This window comes from Streptomyces sp. NPDC051662 (assembly GCF_040681655.1).
GTDB lineage: Bacteria > Actinomycetota > Actinomycetes > Streptomycetales > Streptomycetaceae > Streptomyces.
Genome location: NZ_JBFAZD010000002.1, coordinates 38,773 through 61,207 on the forward strand (window position 1 = coordinate 38,773; position 22,435 = coordinate 61,207).

Sequence of the window (22,435 nt, forward strand, 5' to 3'; positions counted from 1 at the left end):
CTGGCGTGACCCAACGCATCGAGGACTACGCACTTATCGGCGATCTCCAGACCGCCGCTCTGGTCGGCCGGAACGGCTCCATCGACTGGCTGTGCCTTCCTCGCTTCGACTCGGCGGCCTGCTTCGCCGCGCTGCTCGGGGGCGAGGAGAACGGTCACTGGCGGCTCGCCCCCACCGGCGCGCGCGACTGCACACGGCGCGCCTACGTGGGTGACTCGCTGGTGCTGGAATCCGTGTGGGAGACCCGTACCGGCACCGTCAAGGTCATCGACTTCATGCCGCAGCGCGACAAGGCCCCCGAGATCATGCGGATCGTGGAGGGCGTCAGCGGCTCGGTCGACATGAGTGCCACGATGCGGCTGCGCTTCGACTTCGGCTCGGTGGTGCCCTGGATGCGTCGGGCGGAGGGCCAGCGGGTGGCGGTCGCGGGCCCCGACTCCGTCTGGCTGCGCAGTGAGCCCCCGGTCAAGACATGGGGTCAGCACTACAGCACGCGGTCGTCGTTCACCATCGGCGCGGGCGAGAAGGTGGCCTTCGTCCTCACCTGGCACCCCTCGCACAAGCCGCGCCCGCGGCGCGTCGATCCGCACAGGGCGCTGGCGCGCAGTCTGGAGGACTGGCAGAGCTGGGCGGAGCGCTGCCGCTACCAGGGTCCGCACCGCGCGGCCGTCCTGCGCTCGCTCATCACGCTCAAGGCGCTCACGTACGGCCCGACCGGCGGGATCGTCGCCGCCCCCACCACCTCCCTGCCGGAGGAGCTGGGCAGCGTACGCAACTGGGACTACCGCTACTGCTGGCTGCGTGACTCCACGCTGGTGCTCGGGGCGCTGCTGTCGGCCGGCTATCTGGAGGAGGCGGCGGCCTGGCGCGACTGGCTGCTGCGCGCGGTCGCGGGCGACCCGGCCGATCTCCAGATCATGTACGGACTCGGCGGCGAGCGCCGGCTGCCGGAGACCGAACTGCCGTGGCTGCGGGGGTACGCGGGCTCCGCGCCGGTCCGTACCGGCAACAACGCGGTCGACCAGCTCCAGCTGGATGTGTACGGCGAGGTGATGGACTCGCTCAATGTGGCACGGACGGCGGGTCTCCCCGCACAGCCGCACGCCTGGAACCTCCAGCTCAGCCTGTTGGGCTTCCTGGAGTCGAAGTGGCGCGAGCCGGACGAGGGGCTGTGGGAGGTGCGCGGGCCGCGCCAGCACTTCGTGCACTCCAAGGTGATGGCGTGGGTCGCCGCCGACCGTGCCGTGCGGACACTGGAGGACGATCCCTCGCTCAGGGGGGATGTGACGCGCTGGCGCGCGATGCGGGACGAGGTGCACCGGGAGGTGTGCGAACAGGGTTACGACCCCGAGCGGAACACCTTCACCCAGTCGTACGGCTCCGCCGAGCTGGACGCGGCGACGCTGCTGATCCCCCGGGTCGGCTTTCTGCCGCCGGACGATCCGCGGGTCGTCGGCACGGTCGACGCGGTACGGGCCGAGCTGGGGCACGGCGGTTTCCTGCGGCGCTACAGCACGACGGGGCCCTCGGTGGACGGGCTGCCGGGCGGTGAGGGAACGTTCCTGGTCTGCTCGTTCTGGCTGGCCGACGCCCTCCATATGACGGGGCGCACGGCGGAGGCGATGGAGCTGTTCGAGCGGCTGCTCGCGCTGCGCAATGACGTCGGGCTGCTGGCGGAGGAGTACGACCCGGTGACGCGGCGGCAACTCGGCAACTACCCGCAGGCGTTCAGCCATATCGGGCTGGTGGTGACCGCGTTGACCCTCTCCGGGGCCGACACGGCAGGATAGGACCATGGATCTTGGACTGAAGGACCGCGTATACGTTGTCACCGGTGGATCGCGGGGGCTGGGCCGCGCGGCGGCGGACGCGCTCGCCGCGGACGGGGCGAAGGTCGTCATCTCGGGCCGCGACGAGAGGAGCGTCGCCGCGGCGGCAGCGGAGATCGGCCCCGGCGCGTACGGGGTGGCCGCCGACAACGCCGATCCGGCGGTGGCGGCACGGCTGATCGCCACCGCCAAGGAACGGTTCGGCCGCTTCGACGGCGTCCTGATCAGCGTCGGCGGCCCGGCGCCGGGGTCCGCCGCGGACAACACGGACGAGCAGTGGGCGACGGCGTTCGAGTCTGTGTTCCTGGGCGCGGTACGACTCGCCCGCACGGCGGCGGCCGAACTGGGTGAGGGCGGTGTCATCGGGCTCGTGCTCTCCTCCTCGGTGCACGAGCCGGTCCCGGGCCTCACCATCTCCAACGGCCTGCGGCCGGGCCTGGCCGGCTTCGCGAAGTCCCTGGCGAACGAGGTCGGCCCGCGCGGGATCCGGGTGCTCGGCCTGCTGCCGTCCCGTATCGACACGGACCGGCTCCGTGAGCTCGACGCGCTGTCGGGCGACGCGGAGGCGGCGCGGGCGGCGAACGAGTCCCGGATTCCGCTGCGGCGGTACGGGAGGCCGGAGGAGTTCGGGAGGACGGCGGCGTTCTTCCTGTCGCCGGCGGCGTCATATCTGACGGGGGTGATGGTGCTGGTGGATGGCGGGGCGCGGCACGGGTTCTAGGGACGGCCGGGGCGGCGCGTCGGGGGCGGCTCGGCCGCTGCGCGGGGCGTTTCCCCACCCCGCCCCTTCCCGAAACCGGGGCTGCGCCCCGGACCCCGGGGTCTAGCGGCCGGGGGGCGCCGTTGCCGGGCGCACAGCGGCCCGGCACGCCGGGGGGCCGCTCCTACGGACCGCGCCCGCCGGCGACACCGGACCGTGGGGCACGGCGGTCGCCCCGGGCCGTCACGGCGACGCCGGACAGCGGGTCCGGGGCGCAGCCCCGGTTTCGGAAAAGGGCGGGGTGGGGGACACACCCCGCACGGGCGGCACCCGGCTCGGGCGGCACCCGGCTCGGACCGGAGCCCCGGCCGCAAGCCCCCCCCCGGGGTCCGGGGCAGAGCCCCGGTTTCGGGAAGGGGCGGGGCGGGGGGAACACCCCGCGCGGCAGGCCACGGCGTACGCCGTCAGCTCACCCTCTCCGCCCCATGCCGCACCGCCCGCAACCGCACCTCCGCCCCCAGCTCCCCCAGCCCCGCCGACCTCCGCGCACGCTCCAGCGCCTCCGCCGTCAGCACGTTCAGCGTCTCGCCCGGGGCCGCGTGGGGCTCCAGGAGGAGGCGTACGCGGGCGGCGGGGGCGGTGCGGCGGCCTGTGAGGCGTACGCGGGCGCGGGCCACGCCGTCCAGGGACTCCGCGTCGTCCTCGATCGCGCTCTCCAGCGCCCGCGCGCGGAGCAACGCGCCCTCGCCGTCACCGCTGTCGACCAGTATCTCCGCCATCCTGGCCCGGCGAAGCTGGGCGAAGAACCACCACAGGGCCAGCACGATCAGCACCGCGAGCACGGCGATCACGACCGGCCACCACCAGCCCTGATCGCGCCAGCGCTCGCGGGCGGCACGGCTCAGCAGCACATCGCGCTGCCCGCTGTACGGCCACCAGGACGGCACCGCCCAGTCCAGTCCGCGCGCCAGCACCGCGCCGCCCCCGCAGAGCAGCGCCAGACCGAGCAGAGCCAGCAGTACGCGGTTGACGACCCGGATCATCCCCGTCACCTCACCTCTTCTTGACGGGCCTGCGGACCCGCATCGTCAGCGCGGGCGCTCGGTCGAGGCCCAGTTCGCGGATGCCGGCGGTGAGCACCCGGTCCAAGTCGTTCCGTACGTCGGCCAGTTCGCGGAAGTGGGAGAGGGCCCGCACCTTCACCTTGGAGCGGCCCATCCGTACCCGCACGGACCGCACGCCCGAGACCTCCATGGCCCGGTCGCGCAGCGTCAGCGCGGCGGCGGCGCGGTCGATACCGGCCCGTACCAGCGGGGATTGGCGCCGCATGGGGAGCAGTCCACGCAGGCCGGGGGTGAGGGCGAGCGCGAGGAGCCACAGTCCGAGCGCCATCGCGACGCCCGCGGCGACCAGTACCCAGGGATTGTCCAGCGGCTGCCGGGCCAGTTGGACGGCCAGCTCGCGCCGCCAGTACATCGCGGGGCGGCCGGCCCGTACCGCCGCGATGTCGTACAGCAGCAGACCCGCAGCGCCGAGAACGACCAGCGCGGTCAGTGCCGCAGGGACGCGGCGCGTGGACCAGAAGCGCCCGGCACGCCGGCCGTCGTCGTCCGAGAGCGTGGGCCTGGGCTCGTCCCGTGTGGTGGGGTCCGGCGGGTCCCACTCCCCCACGCCGCCGCCCCGCTCCGTAGCCCCGGCTCCCCCCTCGGGCGCGGGTGCGCTCATTGGAGCCTCCCCCGCGCCGCGAGGCGCGACCGGTCGGAGTGCAGCCCCTCCACCCGCACCACCACCTCCGGCACGTCCATGTCCGCCAGCGCCTTCACCCGCTGGGCGACTCGGAGGCGTACGGCGCCGCACTGCCGGCCGATGTCGGTCGGATACTCCAGCTCGACACCGATCCGTACCCGCGCGCTGTCGTGGCGCACCGTGACGGTGGCGTGCGGCGCCGCGCCGCCCTCCGGTACGCGGTCCAGCGCCTCCCGGGCCGCCTGTGCGGCGATCTTCGCGACGACCCGGTCGGCGATCGTGGTCGCCCCGCGCTCGCCGGCCGCTACCCGCTCGACGGCCACGCGCGTCACCGCCGCCGGTCGTCGCGGTCGCGACTGCGGAAGAGGTCGCCGGGTTCCAGATCGCCGTCCAGGAAGCGCCCGGCCACGAACCCGATCACGCCCAGCGCGGCCACCAGCACAAAGGCTCCGAAGCCGCCGAAGTACCCGGCGAATCCGAGCGCCATACCGGCCAACAGACCGACCACCGCCATGCTCATGTGCCGCTCCTCATCCACTCCGCTGCCGGTCGCGTACGGTGCGATACCTCGCGTGGCGCCGGTTGACGCCGCGTACGGACGTTACTGGAGCCGGGTGTCCGACTCTTCGTCATCTTCCTCGTCCGGCAACTTGACGTCGATGACGGCGATGTTGACCTCGACGACCTCAAGTCCCGTCATCCGCTCGACCGCCGAGATGACGTTCTCCCGTACGGCGGCGGCGACTTCGGTGATCGAGACGCCGTAGTCGACGACGAGCTCCAGGTCGAGCGCCGTCTGTACCTCTCCGACCTCGGCCTTCACGCCCCGGCTGACGGACTTGGCGCTGCCGGGGACCCGGTCGCGCACGGCGCCGAAGGTACGGGACATCCCGCTGCCCAAGGCGTGCACACCGAGGACGTCGCGGGCCGCGAGGCCGGCGATCTTCTCCACCACACCGTCGGCGATGGTGGTACGGCCGCGGGAGGCCGGGGGCCCGCCGCCGCGTTTGGTGACAGGGCTGCTTCCCCCCTCGTCGGCCGGAGGCTTCCTGCCTGACGGCGCGGACTGGTTACGGGGTGCGGTGTCTGACATCGCCATTCATTCCTTCCCGGGCGGTGGTGGACTCCGCTGCCCACACTAGGTGCGCTTGCCCCGTCCCGCTCCATGGATGCGGCAGGCTGGAGGAATGACAACTGCGCACAGCTCGGATGGGCTCGGCAGCGGCGGATGGACGGCCGCGGTACGACAGCGGCTCGGCCTGGGCCGGCTGCTTCCGCTTGGCGGGGCGCGGGACGGTGCCTGGCTGTCGGAACGCGCGGCGACGGACGAACTGCGCCGGGCCTCGGCGGAGGTGACCGGCGCCGCGCTCGGCCGGCTGCGGCTCGCCCTGGCCGATCCGGAGGGGGCCGATCGGCCCGCCGTCCCGCCGCCGCCCAGCGCGCTGCCGCCCGGTCCGCTGCGGATCGAAGGCGAGTTCGCGGCGGGTTCGGCCGAGCCGCTGCCCGCCGTGGCGGAGCGGCTGCGCGGGGCGCTGTTCGCCTGTGCGACACAGCGTCTCGGGCTACGGGTCGAGGAGGTCGATCTACGGGTGACGGACCTGCTCGGTCCCTCCGGGGAATCCGAGGAGGCAGCCGCCGCGGGGCCGGACGGGGGACAGCCGGCCGATGTACGGGCCGCCACCCCGCGGGGTGAGCCGGAGCTGCTGGCGGCGGCGGTCCCCGGTGTCGCGTATCCGACCAGAACGCTGGGCGGCGCGGTGGTCACCACTCCGGGACATGTCCGGGTGGAGCTGGCGACGGCGGCCGGGCACCGCCCGCTGGAGGTGGCGCGGGCGGTACGGGCGAAGCTCACGGCGGAGCTGCCGGGCGCGCCTTCGGTGGCCGTGCTGATCACGGCGGTGGGTCGGGACGGCCGAGACAGCACCGCGCCGAAACCGTAGGCCGGCGAGGCAGGGCGCGCGGGGAGGCCCTCAATCCGCCGAACGAGTGGGGCCGAGCGCCGCCGAAGTCCCGTTCACCCGGGAACGGAACGGCCCCCCGTGCGGACGACGCCGCTTCGGAGCTACTCGTCCAGGCCGGCCAGATCGCGCAGCCGGCGTGCCTGTGCGGCGCGCTCGGCGACACGCTGGTTCTCGAAGGTACGACCGGCCGCGCCCTGAAGGAGCGCCTTGGTCTCGATCAACGCGTCCCGCGGCGCGGCCAGCAGGGCGCCCGCCAGATCGCCTACCGCCGCGTCGAGTTCGGCCGCGGGCACCACCAGATTGGCGAGCCCCGTACGCTCCGCCTCCTCGGCCCCGACGAAGCGGCCCGTGGCGCAGATCTCCAACGCGCGGGCGTAGCCGACCAGTCCGACGAGCGGATGGGTGCCGGTGAGGTCGGGGACCAGGCCGAGGCTGGTCTCGCGCATGGCGAACTGGACGTCGGACGCGACGACTCGGAGGTCACAGGCAAGAGCCAGCTGAAAGCCGGCCCCGATCGCATGCCCCTGCACGGCCGCGATCGACACGATGTCGGGGCGGCGCAGCCAGCTGAACCCGTCCTGGTACGCCGCGATCGCCGCATCGAGGTCCTGGTCGGATTCCCGTGCGAGATCCAGGAAGGACGGCTCGCCGTCGAACCCCTCGGGGGTGAACGCCTGCCGGTCGAGCCCCGCGGAGAAGGACTTCCCTTCGCCCCGCAGCACAACGACCCGCACGCTGCCAGGCAGTGACCTTCCGGCTTCTGTCAACGCCCGCCACAGAGCGGGAGACTGGGCGTTGCGCTTCGCCGGATTGGCCAGTGTGACCGTGGCAACCGCGTCCTCGATGGTGAGCCGTACGCCGTCCTTGTCGAGTACTGGTTCGAGCGAAGTCATGGGGCGCCTCCGGTTCGGGCAGTCAAGGAAACCAAGCTAAGTGACTGCACAGTAACCACCTGGGCGATCGTCCGATCGACCCGGGTGGCCACCATCCGAACCGGTGGCCAGGAGGAGTCGCGCTCGGTCGTCAGGCCGATGCGGCCTTCTTGCCTCGCGTCGCTCCGCCGCGTCCCCGCAGCGTGACTCCGGACTCGCTGAGCATCCGGTGGACGAATCCGTAGGAGCGGCCGGTTTCCTCGGCCAGCGCCCGGATGCTCGCACCGTTGTCGTATTTCTTCTTCAGGTCTGCCGCGAGCTTGTCGCGCGCGGCGCCGGTTACCCGGCTGCCCTTCTTCAGAGTCTCGGCCACCCGTGCCTCCTCATGGGAAGTGCGCTCTGGACTTCTCATGATCACCCCTCGCGGGCTTCCTGGCCACCCATTCGGCAAGGTCCGCACGACAAGCTTTACCCGGCTCCAGGGTTGAAGCACGACCGGAATCGCGTATTCCGTACGCGGTAGCCGTCACCTTTGCCCAAAGCTCCGGGCGAAGTGCCAGGTCAGCGCCTCCGCGTCGGAGACGGCGCGGATCATGGGGCGATCGGCCTGTTCCGTCGCGCACCACGCCGTGGTACGAGACGCACTCACACAGATGAGGGATCACGGCTGAGCCGAAATGATCCATATGGAGTCGATCACGCGCGTGGATCATGTGGCGACGGCTCATCACCGGGCCCCGGCACCCCCCGTCCACGAGGGTACTCAGGGCGTGCTCAGGCGAGCGCGACCAGATCCGCGTAGTCAGCTCCCCAGAGGTCCTCGACCCCGTCGGGCAGCAGAATGATCCGCTCCGGTTCCAGCGCGTGCACCGCGCCCTCGTCGTGGGTGACGAGGATGACCGCTCCCTTGTATGTGCGGAGCGCGCCGAGGATCTCCTCGCGGCTGGCCGGGTCCAGGTTGTTCGTCGGCTCGTCGAGCAGCAGCACATTCGCGGAGGAGACGACCAGGGTGGCCAGCGCCAGCCGGGTCTTCTCGCCACCGGAGAGCACGCCGGCCGGCTTGTCGACATCGTCCCCGGAGAAGAGGAAGGAGCCCAGCGTCTTGCGGACCTGGACCAGGTCGAGGTCGGGGGCCGAGGACCGCATGTTCTCCAGGACGGAGCGCTCCGGGTCGAGCGTCTCGTGCTCCTGCGCGTAATACCCGAGCTTGAGGCCGTGACCGGGGGTCACCTGTCCGGTGTCCGGCTTCTCGACCCCGGCCAGCAGCCGCAGAAGCGTGGTCTTGCCCGCGCCGTTGAGGCCGAGGATGACGACCCGGGAGCCCTTGTCGATGGCGAGGTCGACATCGGTGAAGATCTCCAGGGAGCCGTACGACTTGGACAGTCCCTCGGCCGTCAGCGGGGTCTTGCCACAGGGGGCGGGCTCGGGGAAGCGCAGCTTGGCGACCTTGTCGGACTGGCGCACTTCCTCAAGCCCGGACAGCAGCCGCTCGGCGCGGCGGGCCATGTTCTGCGCGGCGACGGTCTTGGTGGCCTTGGCGCGCATCTTGTCGGCCTGGGAGTTCAGGGCGGAGGCCTTCTTCTCCGCGTTGGCGCGCTCGCGCTTGCGGCGCTTCTCGTCGGCCTCGCGCTGCTGCTGGTAGAGCTTCCAGCCCATGTTGTAGACGTCGATGTGCGAGCGGTTGGCGTCCAGGTAGAAGACCTTGTTGACGACGGTCTCGACCAGTTCGACATCGTGGGAGATGACGATGAAACCGCCGCGGTACGTCTTGAGGTAGTCGCGCAGCCAGACGATCGAGTCCGCGTCGAGGTGGTTCGTGGGCTCGTCGAGCAGCAGGGTGTCGGCGTCCGAGAAGAGGATGCGGGCCAGCTCGACACGGCGGCGCTGACCGCCGGAGAGCGTATGGAGGGGCTGGCCGAGCACCCGGTCGGGCAGCCCGAGCGCGGCGGCGATGGTGGCGGCCTCGGCCTCGGCGGCGTACCCGCCCTTGGTGAGGAACTCCGTCTCCAGACGCTCGTACTTGCGCATCGCCTTCTCGCGGGTGGCGCCCTGACCGTTCGCCATCCGGTCCTCGTTCTCCCGCATCTTCTTCAGTACGGAGTCGAGGTCGCGCGCGGAGAGGATGCGGTCCCTGGCGAGGACGTCGAGGTCGCCGGTGCGCGGGTCCTGCGGCAGATAACCCACCTCGCCCGAGCGGGTGATGGTGCCCGCGGCGGGGACTCCCTCGCCCGCGAGGCACTTGGTGAGCGTGGTCTTGCCGGCGCCGTTGCGGCCGACCAGGCCGATGCGGTCGCCCTTGGCGATACGGAAGGAGGCGGACTCGATGAGGACACGGGCGCCGGCGCGCAGCTCTACACCGGTTGCGGTGATCACGGAAAGACTCCAGGGCGGTATGGACGGCGGAAGAGGGCAGGCGGAGGAGATTCTTCGACGCCGGCTAATGCACAAGGAGAAATGCCATACGGGTCAGTCTAACGGGGCCGCGCAACTGCTTTCTCTGGCCGGTCCCCCGGCAGCTGGTCAGGAAGCCGGCGGAAGCTAGTTCGAGACGCCGCTCGGGGGATCGTTCGGAGGAACGTTCGGACGGTCGTTACGGAGCGGGGTGCGGCCCGGCACGATCCGGCCGAGGTCGTCGACCGCCATCAGTTCGGCGGCCCAGTTCGTGTGCCCGGGGCAGGGCTGCGCGACCAGCAGGATCCCGGCCGTACGGACGTACCGGCCCGGCTCGAAGGCGCAGCCGCGGGCGGCGGGCAGCACCCAGCGCAGATCGCCGTCGACCGCCCGGAAGGTGGCGATGCGCTGCGGGGTCACGACGGCGAGCATGCGCGCCCCGGGGGTGAGGGGCTGGAGGACCCCGGCCGCACGGCCGGAGCCCGCGGCCAGCCAGTCGGCGAGACCGGGCAGGGCGCGATGCCAGCGGACGGCGGAGCCGGTGACGCGCTCGGTGTCGGTGACCAGGCCGTCGCTCCAGAGGGCGAAGGCGTGGCCGGGCCCCGAGGCGAGGGCGAGCGGGCGGCTGCCGGTGCGCTCATGGACCCAGCGGAGCGTGCCCGAGCGCGGGTCGCGCGCCTCGACGCGGGGGCCGACGGTGCGCAGGACGGGCTCCTGGGCGGCGGGGGGTCCGGGCGCCGCGGTGGTGTGCACCGTGAGGCGGTCGTCGAAGGGGAGGTGCCGTGACTGCTGGGCGGCGGTCACCAGCGGGACGGCGAGTACGGCGGAGAGGGCCGCGAGGAGGAGGCGGGTGCGCCGTCGTGGGCCGTACCGGGAGCGGCCCTGCCCACCGGACCGGAGGCCGCCCGACCGGGGGCCGCGACGCCCGGAACCGCCGGGCCGGAGGCCGTCGTGCGGGGAATCCGAGTGCGGGGAATCGGTCTGCGGGGAATCGGCGTCGTCCTGGGGACCGCCGCCCTCTCTGGCGCCCGGCAGCAGGTCCGGCGCCGTGGTCGTCGGCAGGGCCGTCACTGTTCTCCCTCGGTACCACTGGTGGGCCACTGGTCTCGATGCAGGCGCGAGCGTAGCCACGGGCCGCGCGGGCGCGGCGGGGGCGCCCCGCGACACGGCGGGCGCGGCAGGGCACATCCCCCGTTCGGCCTCGGACGGCGGCCGTGCGGGGCCGGGACGGCTCGAAGGCCGATTGTCAGTGGCCGGTGCGAGACTGAGATCCGCGTCACAGTCGAGCCCGCGAAGGGGTGATCCGCATGACCGGAGTACCGAGCATCTGCCCGACCATCCTGTACAGGGACGCGAGGGCGGCCATCGGGACGCTGAAGGACGCCTTCGGCTTTACCGAGCTGAGGGCGTACGAGGACGAGGACGGCATGGTGCTCCACGCCGAGCTGGCCTACGGCAACGGCCTGGTGATGCTGGGCTCGAAGGGCCGGGCGGGCGTCTTCGCCAAGACGATGGGCGACGCGGGCCCGGCGGGCGTCTATGTGGTCGTCGAGGACGTCGACGCGCATCACGCGCGGGCGGTGGAGCACGGCGTCGAGATCCTGATGGCGCCCGCGGACCAGGACTACGGCTCGCGGGACTATATGGCCCGCGACGCCGAGGGAAACATATGGAGCTTCGGGACGTACGCACCGGGCGCGGGCGGCTGAGGCTCCACGGGTCACGGGCCGCGGGGCGGCGTCGTCCCGGGCGGCCGGGGCAGGGCCGGCGGGGCCGGTCCCTGCCTCCGTCGCCCGGCGCGCGGCCGGCCGGGTCAGGCTCCTCCGGTGTGCACCTGGAAGGCCGCCCGGCGGACCGCCTTGGCGAGGGCCGGATCCGGATGCGCGGCAGCGAGGGCGACCAGGACCTGGACGGTTCGGGGGTGGCCGACGGCCCGGATCTCGTCGAGGAGCGTGGGCACATTGCCCTGCACCGCGGAGTCCAGATGACGGACCAGCAGATCGCTCTCGCCGTGGTCGGCGACGGCCGCCGCGGTGTCCACCCAGAGCCAGGTGGACTCCTCCCGGGTGAGGACTTCGGCTGCGTCCTCCGGATCGGCGCCCTCGTACTCCGCGAGCCAGAGCAGGGCATAGGGGCGCAGTGAGGAGTCCGTCGCCGCGGCCCGTACCTCACCCTCGGCGGGGGCGCCGACGACACGCAGCGCCTCGAAGGCGAGCCCGCGCAGCAGCGCGTCCTCTCCCCGGGCCACGGCGAGCAGTTCGGTGACCGCGCTGCCGACGGTGCGGGCGGCGAGCCAGGCGCGGTATTCGGCGCGGGCGGGGCCGGGGGTGAGCCGGGCGCAGCCGCGCAGCATGTGCTCGGCGGACTGCTCGATATTGCCCGCGGGGCTCTGGGCGGCGACACAGATCTGCTCCAGCTTGACCCAGACCGCCCAGTTGCCGAGCGGGGTGAGGGTGGCCTGGCCCTTCCCCAGGGTCAGCGCGCCCACGGCGGCGAGCCCTTCCAGGGCCCAGTCGAGGAGCGGGGGCAGGAGGGCGTCGGCGGGCGGCTCGGGCGCCGGGGGCTCGACGGGGGCGGGCCGCGGGCCGCAGGGCACCTCGCAGCGCTCCTCGTGGAGCTCGGCGACCCGCTGCTGGAGCAGGTCGAGCAGGGCCGGTACGAGCACGGGTCCGGCGGAGAGCTGGAGGAGGGAGAGCACCTGGGGGACGGCCTCGACGACCTCGGCGACCGTGGAGGCGGCGACATCCTCGGGGGCCGGGTGCACGAGCGACCAGGCGTCGAAGAGGGCCACCCAGCCGCGCTGGACGGCGCTGTCGTCGCGGTCCCAGGCCTGGAGCCGCCAGCCGGGCCGTACGGCGGTGCCGTGCAGCTCGATGAGTCCGGCCAGCCGGGCGCGGTCCCAGCCCGCGCGTACCTGCTCCGGTGTCAACTCCAGTGCGGTGGCGGCCCGTTCGGCCGTCGCCGCGTCGAGCGGACCCGCGCCGGGGTCCCGGTCGCCGGCCGCCCAGCGGGCGATCCGTACCGCGTCGGCGAGGACCGCTCTCGCCTGACGGGCCAGCTCCGCCGGGGGCGGAGTTCCCTCGGGCGGCCGGGGTGCCGGCCGGCTGCGCCCGTCGGTCACTGCCCGTCGGGCCGTGGTCAATGGCCGCGGGCGGACGAGTCGGAGTCTGGAGTTGCGCGCCAATTGCTCATCAGGCTTTCGGGACGTCACGGGGGCAGTCTTCCCGGTGACCGCCCGAAAGCCCAAACGGAACCTGTTCCGGCGGTACGGGAAGGGCGGAAGGGGCCTGTTCCACGGGGGTGCCGCAGGGCCTGGAAGGGAAGGAAGATGCCTGTTGGAAAGGTACGGGACAGCTGGTGGAGCGCTCTGTGACAGGAGGGCGCGGTGGGCCGCAAGGTGCGCGAAGGAAGCGAAGCGGAGCGTTCGGGGCCGCACCGGATTCCATCGCGGCGGCGCATGCCGGACAGATCCGTCAGACACCCGTAAGGCACCCCAGGGGCACGCGCCCGGTCAGGCGCTCCATCGGGGGCCACATCGGGGGCTACATCAGGGGGGTGAGGAAGCGGCGGAGCACCTCTTCGTAGCCGGCCGGGTCCGCGTTCCACATGGCGGCGTGCGGGGCGTGCGCGACGGCGTGCAGGCTGATCAGACCCGAGCGGTGGGCGGCGAGTTCGCGGGAGGGGTTCCAGGACGCGAGGGTGTCGTCGGGGCCGTGGAAGATCAGCGTCGGGATGTTCAGGTTGCCGGGGTCGGCGGCCTGGCGCAGCCGGTCACCGTCGAGACCGGCCCTGCCCTGGGCCGACCTGACCGCGAGCGGCAGCAGCGGCGCGGGGATCCGGCGGGCGGTGGCCAGCGCCCGCAGGGTGGCCGCCGAGTCCAGCACCGGCGAGTCGAGCACCAGCCCGGCGATCCGGGCGCGGAGCGCGGAGCCGGCCGCCGCGCCCAGGGCCATCGAGGCGCCGGTGGACCAGCCGTGCAGCACCACGCGCTCGGCGCCGTACCGGACCGCGTAGCGGAGCGCCGCGTCGAGGTCGCGCCATTCGGACTCGCCGAGGTGGCCGAGGCCGTCCGGGGAGCGGGGCGCCCCGGGATCGCCGCGATAGGCGAGGTCGAGTACCGGAAGTTCCTGTTCCGCCAGGAACTCCATGATGTTCATGGGGTGCTCGCGGGTGGTGCCGAGGCCATGCGCGGTGATCACCCAGGTGTCGCGCACCCCGGGCACGAACCAGGCGGGCAGCGGCCCGAGTTCGCCCGGGATCGTCACGTCCTTGTGGTCGAGGCCGAGCGCGGAGGTCGGATCGCCGCTGTGGACCTGCGGGGTGAGGCGTACGCGGGAGCCGGGGACGAGCGAGCCGTGGCTGACGCGCTCCAGCCGGCGCACCACGGTGTCCGCGGCGTGCTCGACCTCGTCGAGAACGGGCCCGACGACGGCGTGGACGCCGGGGCCCTCGATCCCGTACGTACCGGGGCGCAGGGAGGCGAGACAGCGGGTCAGCGTGATCTGTCCGGCGGCCGTGGCGTGCACGGTGAGCCGGGGGTCGCCCGGCAGCGGATGGCCCGGTGGCGTCTTGAGCGCGGCGTCGCTCGCGTACCGGCCGGCCGCGAACGCGGCCGCGCCGACGCCGATCAGTGTGGAGACGGCCGCTGCCGTCGCTTTGGCGGGGCGCACGTTCCCAGTGTGGTCACCCCCGCCGGGCTCGGCCAGTCGGCGGCGTCCGCCGGAGTGCCGGGGCCCTGCCGAACGCCCTGCCGAACGCGCTGGTCAGCCCCGCTGTCCATACCCCTTCAGCCGCTGTCCGACCTCGTCGAGCTGGGCCTCGGTCAGCAGCGTGGGGGTACGGCCGGGCAGCGCGCTCGCGGTGAGCCAGAGCCGGCACATCCACTCCAGCTGGGCCGTGCGGTCATAGGCCTGGGCGAGGCTGTCGCCGTAGGCGACCGTGCCGTGGTTCTGGAGCAGACAGGCGTTGCGGTCGCGCAGGGCGTGGAGCATCTGGGCGGCCAGTTCGTCCGAGCCGTAGAGCGCGTAGGGGGCGACCCGGACCGGGCCGCCGTGGGCCGCCGCCATGTAGTGGATCAGGGGCAGTTCGGTGACGAGGGTGGAGACGGCGGTGGCGTGCACCGCGTGGGTGTGCACCACGGCCTTCGCGGAGGTGTTCCGGTAAACGGCGAGGTGCAGCGGCAGCTCACTCGTAGGGATGAATTTTCCGAGTACCTGACGGCCGGCCAGATCGACACCGACGGTGTCCTCGGAAGTGAGCTGGTCATACGGGACACCGCTCGGCGTGACGAGGATCAGCTCGCCGATCCGTACCGACACATTGCCGGATGTGCCGACGACGAGCCCTTCACCTGCTGTTCTCCGGGCAGTCGTGATGAGTTCACGCCAGGCCCCGGCTATCGCGTCCTGGCTCTGCTGATCAGTCATAAGAGAATCCTGTCAGGCGGACATAGCGGCGCGCAGGGCGCTCCGGCAGAACGGGCGGGCGATTTCTCCACACATGGGGACACCGCGAAGACGAGCCCAGTTCATCTTCCGTTTACCCGGACTCCTTACGTTCACCGAGGCCACTGACGTCAAAAGATTGCCTGGGTCCTGGGTCAATGGAACACATCACGCTGCTGCTCGCGATCGTGATCGTGACGGCTCTCGTGTTCGATTTCACGAACGGCTTCCACGACACCGCGAACGCGATGGCGACCACCATCTCGACCGGGGCCCTCAAGCCCAAGGTCGCGGTGGGCATGTCCGCCGTCCTGAATCTCGTCGGCGCGTTCCTGTCCGTGGAGGTCGCCAAGACGATCTCCGGCGGACTCATCAACGAACAGGGCATCAGAACGGAAGTGATCTTCGCGGCGCTCGTCGGCGCCATCCTGTGGAATCTCTTCACCTGGCTGCTCGGCCTGCCGTCGAGCTCCTCCCACGCGCTCTTCGGCGGTCTGATCGGCGCCACGCTGATGTCGGTCGGCGCCTCCGGGGTCAACGGCGGCGTCGTCATCACCAAGGTGCTGATCCCCGCGCTCGCCGCGCCGGTCGTCGCCGGTCTCGCGGCGCTGCTCGCGACGAGGCTGACGTACCGCATCGGGCGCCGTACGGACGACAAGGCGACCGCCAAGGGCTACCGCGCCGGGCAGATCGCCTCCGCCGGGCTCGTCTCGCTCGCCCACGGCACCAACGACGCGCAGAAGACCATGGGTGTCATCACCCTCGCGCTCGTCACCGGCGGCGTCCTCGCCCCCGGCTCCAACCCCCCGATGTGGGTCATCGTCTCCGCGGGACTGGCGATCGCGCTCGGTACGTATCTCGGCGGCTGGCGCATCATCCGCACCATGGGCACCGGCCTCACCGATCTCCGTCCGCAGCAGGGCTTCGCCGCCCAGACCAGTGCCGCGACCGTCATCCTGGCCTCCTCGCACCTGGGCTTCTCGCTCTCCACCACCCAGTCGTGCTCCGGCGCCGTGATGGGCGCGGGCCTCGGCCGCAAGGGCGGTGTGGTCCGCTGGTCGACCGCGACCCGGATGTTCATCGCCTGGGGGCTGACGCTGCCCGCCGCGGGCCTGGTCGCCGCCGGGGCCGAGTTCCTCACCGGCCAGGGCACCTGGGGCATCGCGGTCGTCGCCGTCCTGCTCGTCGGGATCTCCGGGGCGATCTGGCTCGCCTCGCGCCGCCGCCCCGTCGACCACACCAATGTCAACGAGAGCGGGGCCGGAGCCGCCGGCGCGACGGAGGACGCCGGGACCGGCGAGCCCGCGGGCGTCGTCACCAGCGCCATCGCGGCCGTCACCCCGCCGCCCACGGCCGCTGCCGCGCAGGAACTGTCGACCACCATCCCGGCCCCGGGCCCCCCGGACCCCGCGGGCGAGCCCGCGCGAACCGCCACGGTGTAAGTACCGCCACGGTGTAAGGAAGAGAAACCGCATGAACATCGACTGGGCAGCACTCGGTTCCGTCTTCGGGGTCAGTCTCGTGGCCACCGTCGCCCTCGTGGGCCTGTTCACCCTCGGCATCGTGGGCCTCGCCAAGCAGGAGTCGGCGAGCACGCGGGGCGCGACGGGCTCCGTGGCGCTGGCCCGTACGGGCGCGTACACCTGCTTCGCGCTCTGCGTGGCGGCCGTCGCGTACGGGATCTATCTGATCGTCGCCTGACCGGCGACCGGTGACCGGGCGACCGGAACACCCGGACCACCACACCCCCGGCCGGCCCGGGCGCGTCCGTCACGCGCCCGGGCCGGCTCCGTGCCGCCCACGGGACGGGCGTGCCGTGTGGGGCTCGGCACACTGTCCCGTCGCTGGTCAGGGATGAGTTGACGGGTGTTCGCGGGGCGTGGTGGACTTCCGGGGCCATTGAGGTCCTGTCCGGTAGGAGAGGGCCCAGGCGACGGCAGAAGAGGAAGCCGGTGCGAATCCGGCGCGGTCCCGCCACTGTCACTGCGAGCCCCGTCTCCAGGAGCCAGGAACTCTCGCCGCCGCATCACGTCGAGCCGGGGCGCGGACCCTGAGTGAGGACATTTCGCCATGCCTGGCCGCCGTTCGGCCGTCGTGCGCGGCCGGGGTCCGGCCGCCGAGCGTGATTTCGCCTACGGCGCCGCCGTGGGTCTCCTGGGCGACCGGTTGTTCGGCGATCCGCGCCGGGGCCATCCCGTCGCCGCGTTCGGCCGGGCGGCGAAGGCCGTCGAGCGGACGCTGTGGCGCGACCACCGGGGCTGGGGCGCGCTGCACACCGCGGTCTGCGCCGGAGGAGCCGCCGGGATCGCGGCGCTGGCCGCCCGGGGCGTACGGGACCACCGCACCGCCTCCGTGGCACTGACCGCCGCCGCCACCTGGGCCGTGGTCGGCGGCACTTCACTGGGGCGGGAGGCACGGGCCATCGGCGCGGCGCTCGCCGCCGGGGACGTCGAACGGGCCAGGGAGCGGCTGCCTCATCTGTGCGGCCGTGACCCGCAGGCGCTGGACGGACAGCAGATCGCGCGGGCCGTCGTGGAGTCGGTCGCGGAGAACACCTCCGACGCCGTCGTGGGCGCGCTGGTGTGGGGGGCGGTGGCGGGGGTGCCGGGGCTCGCCGGGTTCCGGGCCGTGAACACGCTGGACGCGATGGTGGGTCATCTCTCGCCCCGTTACCGCCGGTTCGGCTGGGCCTCGGCCCGGCTCGACGATGCCGTGGGATGGCCGGGCGCCCGGCTGACCGCCGTACTCGCCGGGGCGCTGGCCGGCGGAGTCGACGGCGATCCGCGCGCGGCCCTGCGGGCGGTACGGCGGGACGCCGGCAGGCATCCGAGTCCCAACGCGGGCCCGGTGGAGGCGTCGTTCGCCGGCGCGCTGGGCGTACGGCTGGGCGGGACACTCGCGTACGGCGGACGGGTGGAGCACCGGCCCGTACTGAACGGCGAGGGGCGGCCGGTCGAGGTCGCGGACATCGAGCGGGCCGTACGGCTGTCGCGCCGGGTGACCGGGGCCGCCCTCGCGGTCTGTGTGGCGGGCCGGTTCGGATTCGGCGCGATACGCCGTACGCCAGGCGCGATACGCCGTACGACAAGCGCGGGCCGTACGACAAGCGCGGGAAAGGGACGTGGATGAGCCGGGGCGGGCGCGGCGGGGGGCTGCTGATAGCCGGCACGACCTCCGACGCGGGCAAGAGCGTGGTCACGGCGGGGATCTGCCGCTGGCTGGTGCGCCGTGGGGTGAAGGTCGCGCCCTTCAAGGGGCAGAACATGTCGCTGAACTCGTTCGTGACCCGCGAGGGCGCGGAGATCGGACGGGCCCAGGCGATGCAGGCGCAGGCCGCCCGGGTCGAGCCGACGGCGCTGATGAACCCGGTCCTGCTGAAGCCCGGCGGTGACCGCACCAGCCAAGTGGTGCTGATGGGGCGGCCGGTGGGGGAGATGAGCGCCCGGGGTTACTTCGGGTCCGGGCCCTCGGCGGAGCCGCGACCGGGCGAGGCGTCCGCCGGAAGGACCCCGCACGGGCGGGAAGCCCTGCTCGGTCCCGTCCTGGAGTGTCTGGAGCGGCTGCGCGGCACCTACGACGCCGTGATCTGCGAAGGGGCGGGCAGTCCCGCGGAGATCAATCTGCGCCGTACCGACATCGTGAACATGGGCATCGCGCGGGCCGCGCGGCTGCCGGTGGTGGTGGTCGGGGACATCGACCGGGGCGGCGTCTTCGCCTCGTTCTTCGGGACGACCGCGCTGCTGTCCCCCGAGGACCAGGGGCTGATCGCGGGCTATCTGGTCAATAAGTTCCGGGGCGATGTCTCGCTGCTCGAACCGGGTCTTGAGATGCTCCGCGGGCTCACCGGGCGGTCCACCTTCGGCGTACTGCCGTTCCGGCACGGTCTGGGCATCGACGAGGAGGACGGGCTGCGCGTCTCGATGCGCGGCGCCGTACGCGAGTCGCCCGCGGCTCCCCCGTACGGCGAGGACGTGCTGCGGGTCGCGGTCTGCGCCGTACCGCTGATGTCGAACTTCACCGATGTGGACGCGCTGGCGGCGGAGCCGGGGGTCGTCGTGCGGTTCGTGGACCGGCCGGAGGAGCTGGCCGACGCCGATCTCGTGGTGGTGCCCGGCACACGCGGCACGGTCAAGGCGCTGGCGTGGCTGCGCGAGCGCGGGCTCGCCGACGCGCTCGCCCGGCGGGCCGCCGAGGGGCGTCCCGTGCTGGGGATCTGCGGCGGCTATCAGATCCTGGGCGAGCACATCGACGACGAGGTGGAGTCCCGGGCGGGCGCGGTGCCCGGCCTCGGACTGCTGCCCGTACGGGTGCGGTTCGCCCGCGAGAAGACCCTCGCCCGACCGGTGGGCCTGGCCCTCGGTGAGGCGGTGGAGGGGTACGAGATCCATCACGGCGTCGCGGAGGTACGGGGAGGCGACACCTTTGTCTCCGACGCGGACGGGCGCGCGCTGGACGGCTGCCGGGTGGGGGCCGTCACGGGCACGCACTGGCACGGGGCGCTGGAGAGCGACGCGTTCCGGAGGCGGTTCCTGACGGAGGTGGCGCGGACGGCGGGCCGGCGTTTCGTCCCCGCGCCCGGCACGAGCTTCGGCGCGCTGCGGGAAGAACAGCTCGATCTGCTCGGTGACCTCATCGAGGAGCACGCGGACACGGACGCGCTGATGCGCCTGATCGAGGAGGGCGCGCCCGAGGGGCTGCCCTTCATTCCGCCGGGAGCGCCATGACGACCATCTTCGAAGGAGCGATCAGCATATGAGCACCCCTTTTCCGTTCACCGCTGTGGTGGGGATGGACGATCTGCGGCTCGCCCTGTTGCTCAACGCGGTGAGCCCCGCCGTCGGCGGTGTGCTCGTCCGCGGTGAGAAGGGGACGGCCAAGTCCACGGCCGTACGCGCCCTTTCCGCGCTGCTGCCGGAGGTGCCGGTCGTCGCCGGCTGCCGGTTCAGCTGCGATCCCGTCGCACCCGATCAGCGGTGCCCGGACGGGCCGCACGGGACGGCGCCGGGTACGGCCAGGCCCGCCCGGATGGTCGAGCTGCCCGTGGGCGCCTCGGAGGACCGGCTCGTCGGCGCGCTGGACATCGAGCGGGCGCTGTCCGAGGGCGTGAAGGCCTTCGAGCCCGGTCTGCTCGCGGACGCCCACCGGGGGGTGCTCTATGTCGACGAGGTCAACCTCCTCCATGACCACCTGGTCGACCTGCTGCTGGACGCCGCCGCCATGGGTGCCTCGTACGTCGAGCGTGAGGGCGTCTCCGTACGGCACGCCGCGCGGTTCCTGCTCGTCGGAACGATGAACCCCGAGGAGGGCGAGCTGCGACCGCAGTTGCTCGACCGCTTCGGGCTGACCGTGGAGGTCGCGGCCTCGCGCGAGCCGGAGCTTCGGGTGGAGGTCGTACAGCGACGGCTGGCGTACGACGACGATCCGGCCGGGTTCGCGGCGCGCTGGGCCGAGGAGGAGACCGCGCTGCGGGACCGGATCGTCGCCGCGCGGGCGCTGCTGCCCGCGGTGCGGCTCGGGGACGGGGCGCTGCTCCGGATCGCCGCGACCTGCGCCGCGTTCGAGGTGGACGGAATGCGGGCGGACATCGTGATGGCGCGGACCGCGACGGCGCTGGCCGCCTGGGCGGGGCGTACGGACGTACTCGCCGAGGATGTACGACAGGCCGCGCTGCTCGCGCTCCCGCACCGGCGGCGCCGTAACCCCTTCGACGCGCCGGGGCTCGACGAGGACAAGCTCGACGACACGCTGGACGAGTTCACGGGTGAGGACGGCGACGGCGGGGACGACGACCCGGGTCCCGACGGGCCGGGCGGTGGCGGTGGTATCCCGCCGCAGCCCGGTCCGGAGGGATCCGAGGGCCCCGACACACCGCCCGAGTCCGGGTCCGGGCCGGACGACACGCCCGTCGAGCACGCCCCGGACGGGCCGGACGACACGCCCGCGGAGCCCGAGCCCCAGGGGCAGCCGCGCCGCGCCGGGGCCGCTGAGCAGTCCGCCGTACGGGCCACCGAGCCGTTCCGTACGAAGACGCTGAGCGTGCCGGGTCTGGGCGAGGGCGCGGCCGGCCGGCGCTCCCGGGCCCGTACCGAGCACGGCAGGACGACCGGGTCCCGGCAGCCCAGGGGCGCGCTCACCAAGCTGCATCTGGCGGCGACCGTCCAGGCGGCGGCGCCGCACCAGCGGGCGCGCGGGCGCAGCGGTCCGGGTCTGGTGGTGCGCAAGGACGATCTGCGGCAGGCGACCCGGGAGGGGCGCGAGGGGAATCTCGTGCTGTTCGTGGTCGACGCGTCGGGCTCGATGGCGGCCAGGCGGCGGATGAGCGCGGTGAAGGGCGCGGTGCTCTCGCTGCTGCTGGACGCCTACCAGCGGCGCGACAAGGTCGGTCTGATCACCTTCCGGGGCACGGAGGCGGCGGTCGCGCTGCCGCCCACCTCGTCGGTGGACGCGGCGGCGGCCCGGCTGGAGTCGCTGCCGACGGGCGGGCGTACGCCGCTCGCCGCCGGGCTGCTCAAGGCGCATGACGTATTGCGGGTGGAGCGGATGCGGGATCCGGCGCGCCGTCCGCTGCTGCTCGTGGTGACGGACGGCCGGGCGACCGGCGCGCGGACGGCGGGCGGCGCACGGGCGGCCGGGGGCGCCGACCCGGTGGCACTGGCGGCGCGCGCGGCGCGGCTGCACGCCTCGGAGGGAACGGCGTCCGTGGTCGTGGACTGCGAGTCGGGTCCGGTACGGCTCGGTCTGGCCGCGTCGCTCGCCGCGTCGCTGGAGGGTACGGCCATCACGCTCGACGACCTGCGCGCGGACAGCATCGCCGGTCTGGTCAGGGACGTACAGCGTGATGTACAGCGGGCACAGGCACACGACGGACGACCCAGGAGGGCCGCTTAATGCCACAGGGACAGCCGGAATCCGTACCGGACGACGGGCTCACCACCCGCCAGCGCCGTAACCGTCCGCTCGTCCTCGTCCATACGGGCACCGGCAAGGGCAAGTCGACGGCGGCGTTCGGGCTCGCGCTGCGCGCCTGGACACAGGGGTGGCCGGTCGGGGTGTTCCAGTTCGTGAAGTCCGCGAAGTGGAAGGTCGGTGAGGAACGGGCGCTGAAGGTGCTGGGGGCGAGCGGCGAGGGCGGTCCGGTCGCCTGGCACAAGATGGGCGAGGGCTGGTCCTGGGTGCAGCGCGACGCGCAGTACTCCAACGAGGAGGCGGCGCGCGAGGGCTGGGAGCAGGTCAAGCGCGATCTGGCGGCCGAGACGCACAAGCTGTACGTGCTGGACGAGTTCGCGTATCCGCTGCACTGGGGGTGGGTGGACACCGACGAGGTGATCGAGGTGCTGCGCGAGCGCCCCGGCACCCAGCATGTGGTGATCACCGGGCGCAACGCCCCGGCGAAACTCATGGACTTCGCGGATCTCGTGACGGAGATGACGAAGGTCAAGCATCCGATGGACGCGGGTCAGAAGGGCCAGAGGGGCATCGAGTGGTGAACGTC

At 73.0% G+C, this 22,435-nt stretch carries 22 protein-coding genes and 1 riboswitch; of the genes, 10 read left to right on the top strand and 12 right to left on the bottom strand.

Annotated features, from left to right (window positions below; translation table 11 throughout):
• Nucleotides 1-5 precede the first annotated feature (5 nt).
• Nucleotides 6-1,790, top strand: a complete 1,785-nt coding sequence (locus AB0M67_RS02860) for a glycoside hydrolase family 15 protein (RefSeq protein ID WP_365741935.1) — start codon at nucleotides 6-8, stop codon at nucleotides 1,788-1,790.
• Nucleotides 1,791-1,794: 4 nt separating this feature from the next.
• Nucleotides 1,795-2,550: an SDR family oxidoreductase gene (locus tag AB0M67_RS02865; RefSeq protein ID WP_365741937.1), complete on the top strand. Its 756-nt coding sequence runs from the start codon at nucleotides 1,795-1,797 to the stop codon at nucleotides 2,548-2,550.
• A gap of 443 nt (nucleotides 2,551-2,993) precedes the next feature.
• Here the strand turns inward: AB0M67_RS02865 and amaP are convergent, their stop codons facing one another.
• The 5 genes from amaP to AB0M67_RS02890 all read right to left on the bottom strand — a co-directional run bounded on the left by amaP (nucleotide 2,994) and on the right by AB0M67_RS02890 (nucleotide 5,368).
• Complete coding sequence (amaP, locus tag AB0M67_RS02870) at nucleotides 2,994-3,572, bottom strand: alkaline shock response membrane anchor protein AmaP (protein WP_365742838.1); 579 nt, start codon at nucleotides 3,570-3,572, stop codon at nucleotides 2,994-2,996.
• A gap of 10 nt (nucleotides 3,573-3,582) precedes the next feature.
• A complete protein-coding gene (locus tag AB0M67_RS02875) occupies nucleotides 3,583-4,254 on the bottom strand; it encodes a DUF6286 domain-containing protein (protein WP_365741939.1) in 672 nt (223 codons plus the stop codon).
• The gene (locus AB0M67_RS02880; RefSeq protein ID WP_365741941.1) at nucleotides 4,251-4,598 is read right to left on the bottom strand and encodes a hypothetical protein; all 348 of its coding nucleotides are present in this window, start codon (nucleotides 4,596-4,598) and stop codon (nucleotides 4,251-4,253) included. The genes AB0M67_RS02875 and AB0M67_RS02880 overlap by 4 nt, the downstream gene beginning before the upstream one ends.
• A gap of 5 nt (nucleotides 4,599-4,603) precedes the next feature.
• Nucleotides 4,604-4,795 (bottom strand): hypothetical protein, encoded by a 192-nt coding sequence (locus AB0M67_RS02885; RefSeq protein WP_030353762.1) that lies wholly within the window; start codon nucleotides 4,793-4,795, stop codon nucleotides 4,604-4,606.
• Nucleotides 4,796-4,876: 81 nt separating this feature from the next.
• Nucleotides 4,877-5,368, bottom strand: a complete 492-nt coding sequence (locus AB0M67_RS02890; protein WP_365741943.1) for an Asp23/Gls24 family envelope stress response protein — start codon at nucleotides 5,366-5,368, stop codon at nucleotides 4,877-4,879.
• 94 nt (nucleotides 5,369-5,462) lie between these two features.
• Between AB0M67_RS02890 and AB0M67_RS02895 the strand changes: the two genes are divergently transcribed.
• Complete coding sequence (locus AB0M67_RS02895; protein WP_365741945.1) at nucleotides 5,463-6,215, top strand: hypothetical protein; 753 nt, start codon at nucleotides 5,463-5,465, stop codon at nucleotides 6,213-6,215.
• A gap of 122 nt (nucleotides 6,216-6,337) precedes the next feature.
• On the opposite strand, the gene AB0M67_RS02900 is transcribed toward AB0M67_RS02895, so the two are convergent.
• From AB0M67_RS02900 to AB0M67_RS02915, 4 genes are all read right to left on the bottom strand, one after another.
• Nucleotides 6,338-7,129 carry an enoyl-CoA hydratase/isomerase family protein gene (locus AB0M67_RS02900; RefSeq protein WP_365741947.1) on the bottom strand — a complete coding sequence of 264 codons (792 nt, stop codon included), beginning with the start codon at nucleotides 7,127-7,129 and terminating at the stop codon, nucleotides 6,338-6,340.
• Between the two features lie 130 nt (nucleotides 7,130-7,259).
• Nucleotides 7,260-7,481 carry a helix-turn-helix domain-containing protein gene (locus tag AB0M67_RS02905; RefSeq protein WP_030753304.1) on the bottom strand — a complete coding sequence of 74 codons (222 nt, stop codon included), beginning with the start codon at nucleotides 7,479-7,481 and terminating at the stop codon, nucleotides 7,260-7,262.
• A 401-nt stretch (nucleotides 7,482-7,882) separates the two neighbouring features.
• Nucleotides 7,883-9,481 carry an ABC-F family ATP-binding cassette domain-containing protein gene (locus AB0M67_RS02910; protein WP_030353757.1) on the bottom strand — a complete coding sequence of 533 codons (1,599 nt, stop codon included), beginning with the start codon at nucleotides 9,479-9,481 and terminating at the stop codon, nucleotides 7,883-7,885.
• Between the two features lie 165 nt (nucleotides 9,482-9,646).
• Complete coding sequence (locus AB0M67_RS02915) at nucleotides 9,647-10,570, bottom strand: hypothetical protein (protein WP_365741950.1); 924 nt, start codon at nucleotides 10,568-10,570, stop codon at nucleotides 9,647-9,649.
• 236 nt (nucleotides 10,571-10,806) lie between these two features.
• On the opposite strand from AB0M67_RS02915, the gene AB0M67_RS02920 reads away from it, so the two are divergent.
• On the top strand, nucleotides 10,807-11,208 hold the full coding sequence (locus tag AB0M67_RS02920) for a VOC family protein (protein ID WP_365741953.1): 402 nt from the start codon (nucleotides 10,807-10,809) through the stop codon (nucleotides 11,206-11,208).
• 104 nt (nucleotides 11,209-11,312) lie between these two features.
• Here AB0M67_RS02920 and AB0M67_RS02925 read toward each other — a convergent pair whose 3' ends face one another.
• From AB0M67_RS02925 to AB0M67_RS02935, 3 genes are all read right to left on the bottom strand, one after another.
• Nucleotides 11,313-12,620 (bottom strand): hypothetical protein, encoded by a 1,308-nt coding sequence (locus tag AB0M67_RS02925; protein WP_365741955.1) that lies wholly within the window; start codon nucleotides 12,618-12,620, stop codon nucleotides 11,313-11,315.
• Between the two features lie 421 nt (nucleotides 12,621-13,041).
• The gene (locus AB0M67_RS02930; RefSeq protein ID WP_365741957.1) at nucleotides 13,042-14,169 is read right to left on the bottom strand and encodes a hypothetical protein; all 1,128 of its coding nucleotides are present in this window, start codon (nucleotides 14,167-14,169) and stop codon (nucleotides 13,042-13,044) included.
• A 93-nt stretch (nucleotides 14,170-14,262) separates the two neighbouring features.
• Nucleotides 14,263-14,925, bottom strand: coding sequence for a class II aldolase/adducin family protein (locus tag AB0M67_RS02935; protein ID WP_365741959.1), 663 nt, complete (start codon nucleotides 14,923-14,925; stop codon nucleotides 14,263-14,265).
• A 176-nt stretch (nucleotides 14,926-15,101) separates the two neighbouring features.
• Between AB0M67_RS02935 and AB0M67_RS02940 the strand changes: the two genes are divergently transcribed.
• The 6 genes from AB0M67_RS02940 to cobO all read left to right on the top strand — a co-directional run bounded on the left by AB0M67_RS02940 (nucleotide 15,102) and on the right by cobO (nucleotide 22,430).
• A complete protein-coding gene (locus AB0M67_RS02940) occupies nucleotides 15,102-16,385 on the top strand; it encodes an inorganic phosphate transporter (RefSeq protein ID WP_365741961.1) in 1,284 nt (427 codons plus the stop codon).
• A 31-nt stretch (nucleotides 16,386-16,416) separates the two neighbouring features.
• A complete protein-coding gene (locus tag AB0M67_RS02945) occupies nucleotides 16,417-16,644 on the top strand; it encodes a hypothetical protein (protein WP_365741963.1) in 228 nt (75 codons plus the stop codon).
• Between the two features lie 201 nt (nucleotides 16,645-16,845).
• Nucleotides 16,846-16,978: riboswitch (cobalamin riboswitch) on the top strand.
• Nucleotides 16,979-17,013: 35 nt separating this feature from the next.
• Nucleotides 17,014-18,072 (top strand): cobalamin biosynthesis protein, encoded by a 1,059-nt coding sequence (locus AB0M67_RS02950; RefSeq protein ID WP_365741965.1) that lies wholly within the window; start codon nucleotides 17,014-17,016, stop codon nucleotides 18,070-18,072.
• Nucleotides 18,069-19,667, top strand: coding sequence for a cobyric acid synthase (locus tag AB0M67_RS02955; RefSeq protein WP_365741967.1), 1,599 nt, complete (start codon nucleotides 18,069-18,071; stop codon nucleotides 19,665-19,667). The genes AB0M67_RS02950 and AB0M67_RS02955 overlap by 4 nt, the downstream gene beginning before the upstream one ends.
• A 28-nt stretch (nucleotides 19,668-19,695) precedes the next feature.
• Entirely contained in the window at nucleotides 19,696-21,831 is a 2,136-nt protein-coding gene (locus AB0M67_RS02960; RefSeq protein ID WP_365741968.1) for a putative cobaltochelatase, read from the top strand.
• Nucleotides 21,831-22,430, top strand: coding sequence for a cob(I)yrinic acid a,c-diamide adenosyltransferase (cobO, locus tag AB0M67_RS02965; RefSeq protein ID WP_365741970.1), 600 nt, complete (start codon nucleotides 21,831-21,833; stop codon nucleotides 22,428-22,430). Before AB0M67_RS02960 ends, cobO begins: the two co-directional genes overlap by 1 nt.
• The last annotated feature ends 5 nt before the right edge of the window (nucleotides 22,431-22,435 follow it).

Bases quoted from the DNA above. Each gene is read 5' to 3' on its own strand.
- AB0M67_RS02940 (WP_365741961.1), top strand. From the start codon at position 15,102: ATGGAACACATCACGCTGCTGCTCGCGATCGTGATCGTGACGGCTCTC.
- amaP (WP_365742838.1), bottom strand. From the start codon at position 3,572: ATGATCCGGGTCGTCAACCGCGTACTGCTGGCTCTGCTCGGTCTGGCG.
- cobO (WP_365741970.1), top strand. From the start codon at position 21,831: ATGCCACAGGGACAGCCGGAATCCGTACCGGACGACGGGCTCACCACC.
- AB0M67_RS02865 (WP_365741937.1), top strand. From the start codon at position 1,795: ATGGATCTTGGACTGAAGGACCGCGTATACGTTGTCACCGGTGGATCG.
- AB0M67_RS02900 (WP_365741947.1), bottom strand. From the start codon at position 7,129: ATGACTTCGCTCGAACCAGTACTCGACAAGGACGGCGTACGGCTCACC.
- AB0M67_RS02890 (WP_365741943.1), bottom strand. From the start codon at position 5,368: ATGTCAGACACCGCACCCCGTAACCAGTCCGCGCCGTCAGGCAGGAAG.
- AB0M67_RS02960 (WP_365741968.1), top strand. From the start codon at position 19,696: ATGAGCACCCCTTTTCCGTTCACCGCTGTGGTGGGGATGGACGATCTG.
- AB0M67_RS02935 (WP_365741959.1), bottom strand. From the start codon at position 14,925: ATGACTGATCAGCAGAGCCAGGACGCGATAGCCGGGGCCTGGCGTGAA.
- AB0M67_RS02875 (WP_365741939.1), bottom strand. From the start codon at position 4,254: ATGAGCGCACCCGCGCCCGAGGGGGGAGCCGGGGCTACGGAGCGGGGC.
- AB0M67_RS02955 (WP_365741967.1), top strand. From the start codon at position 18,069: ATGAGCCGGGGCGGGCGCGGCGGGGGGCTGCTGATAGCCGGCACGACC.
- AB0M67_RS02895 (WP_365741945.1), top strand. From the start codon at position 5,463: ATGACAACTGCGCACAGCTCGGATGGGCTCGGCAGCGGCGGATGGACG.
- AB0M67_RS02885 (WP_030353762.1), bottom strand. From the start codon at position 4,795: ATGAGCATGGCGGTGGTCGGTCTGTTGGCCGGTATGGCGCTCGGATTC.
- AB0M67_RS02945 (WP_365741963.1), top strand. From the start codon at position 16,417: ATGAACATCGACTGGGCAGCACTCGGTTCCGTCTTCGGGGTCAGTCTC.
- AB0M67_RS02950 (WP_365741965.1), top strand. From the start codon at position 17,014: ATGCCTGGCCGCCGTTCGGCCGTCGTGCGCGGCCGGGGTCCGGCCGCC.
- AB0M67_RS02920 (WP_365741953.1), top strand. From the start codon at position 10,807: ATGACCGGAGTACCGAGCATCTGCCCGACCATCCTGTACAGGGACGCG.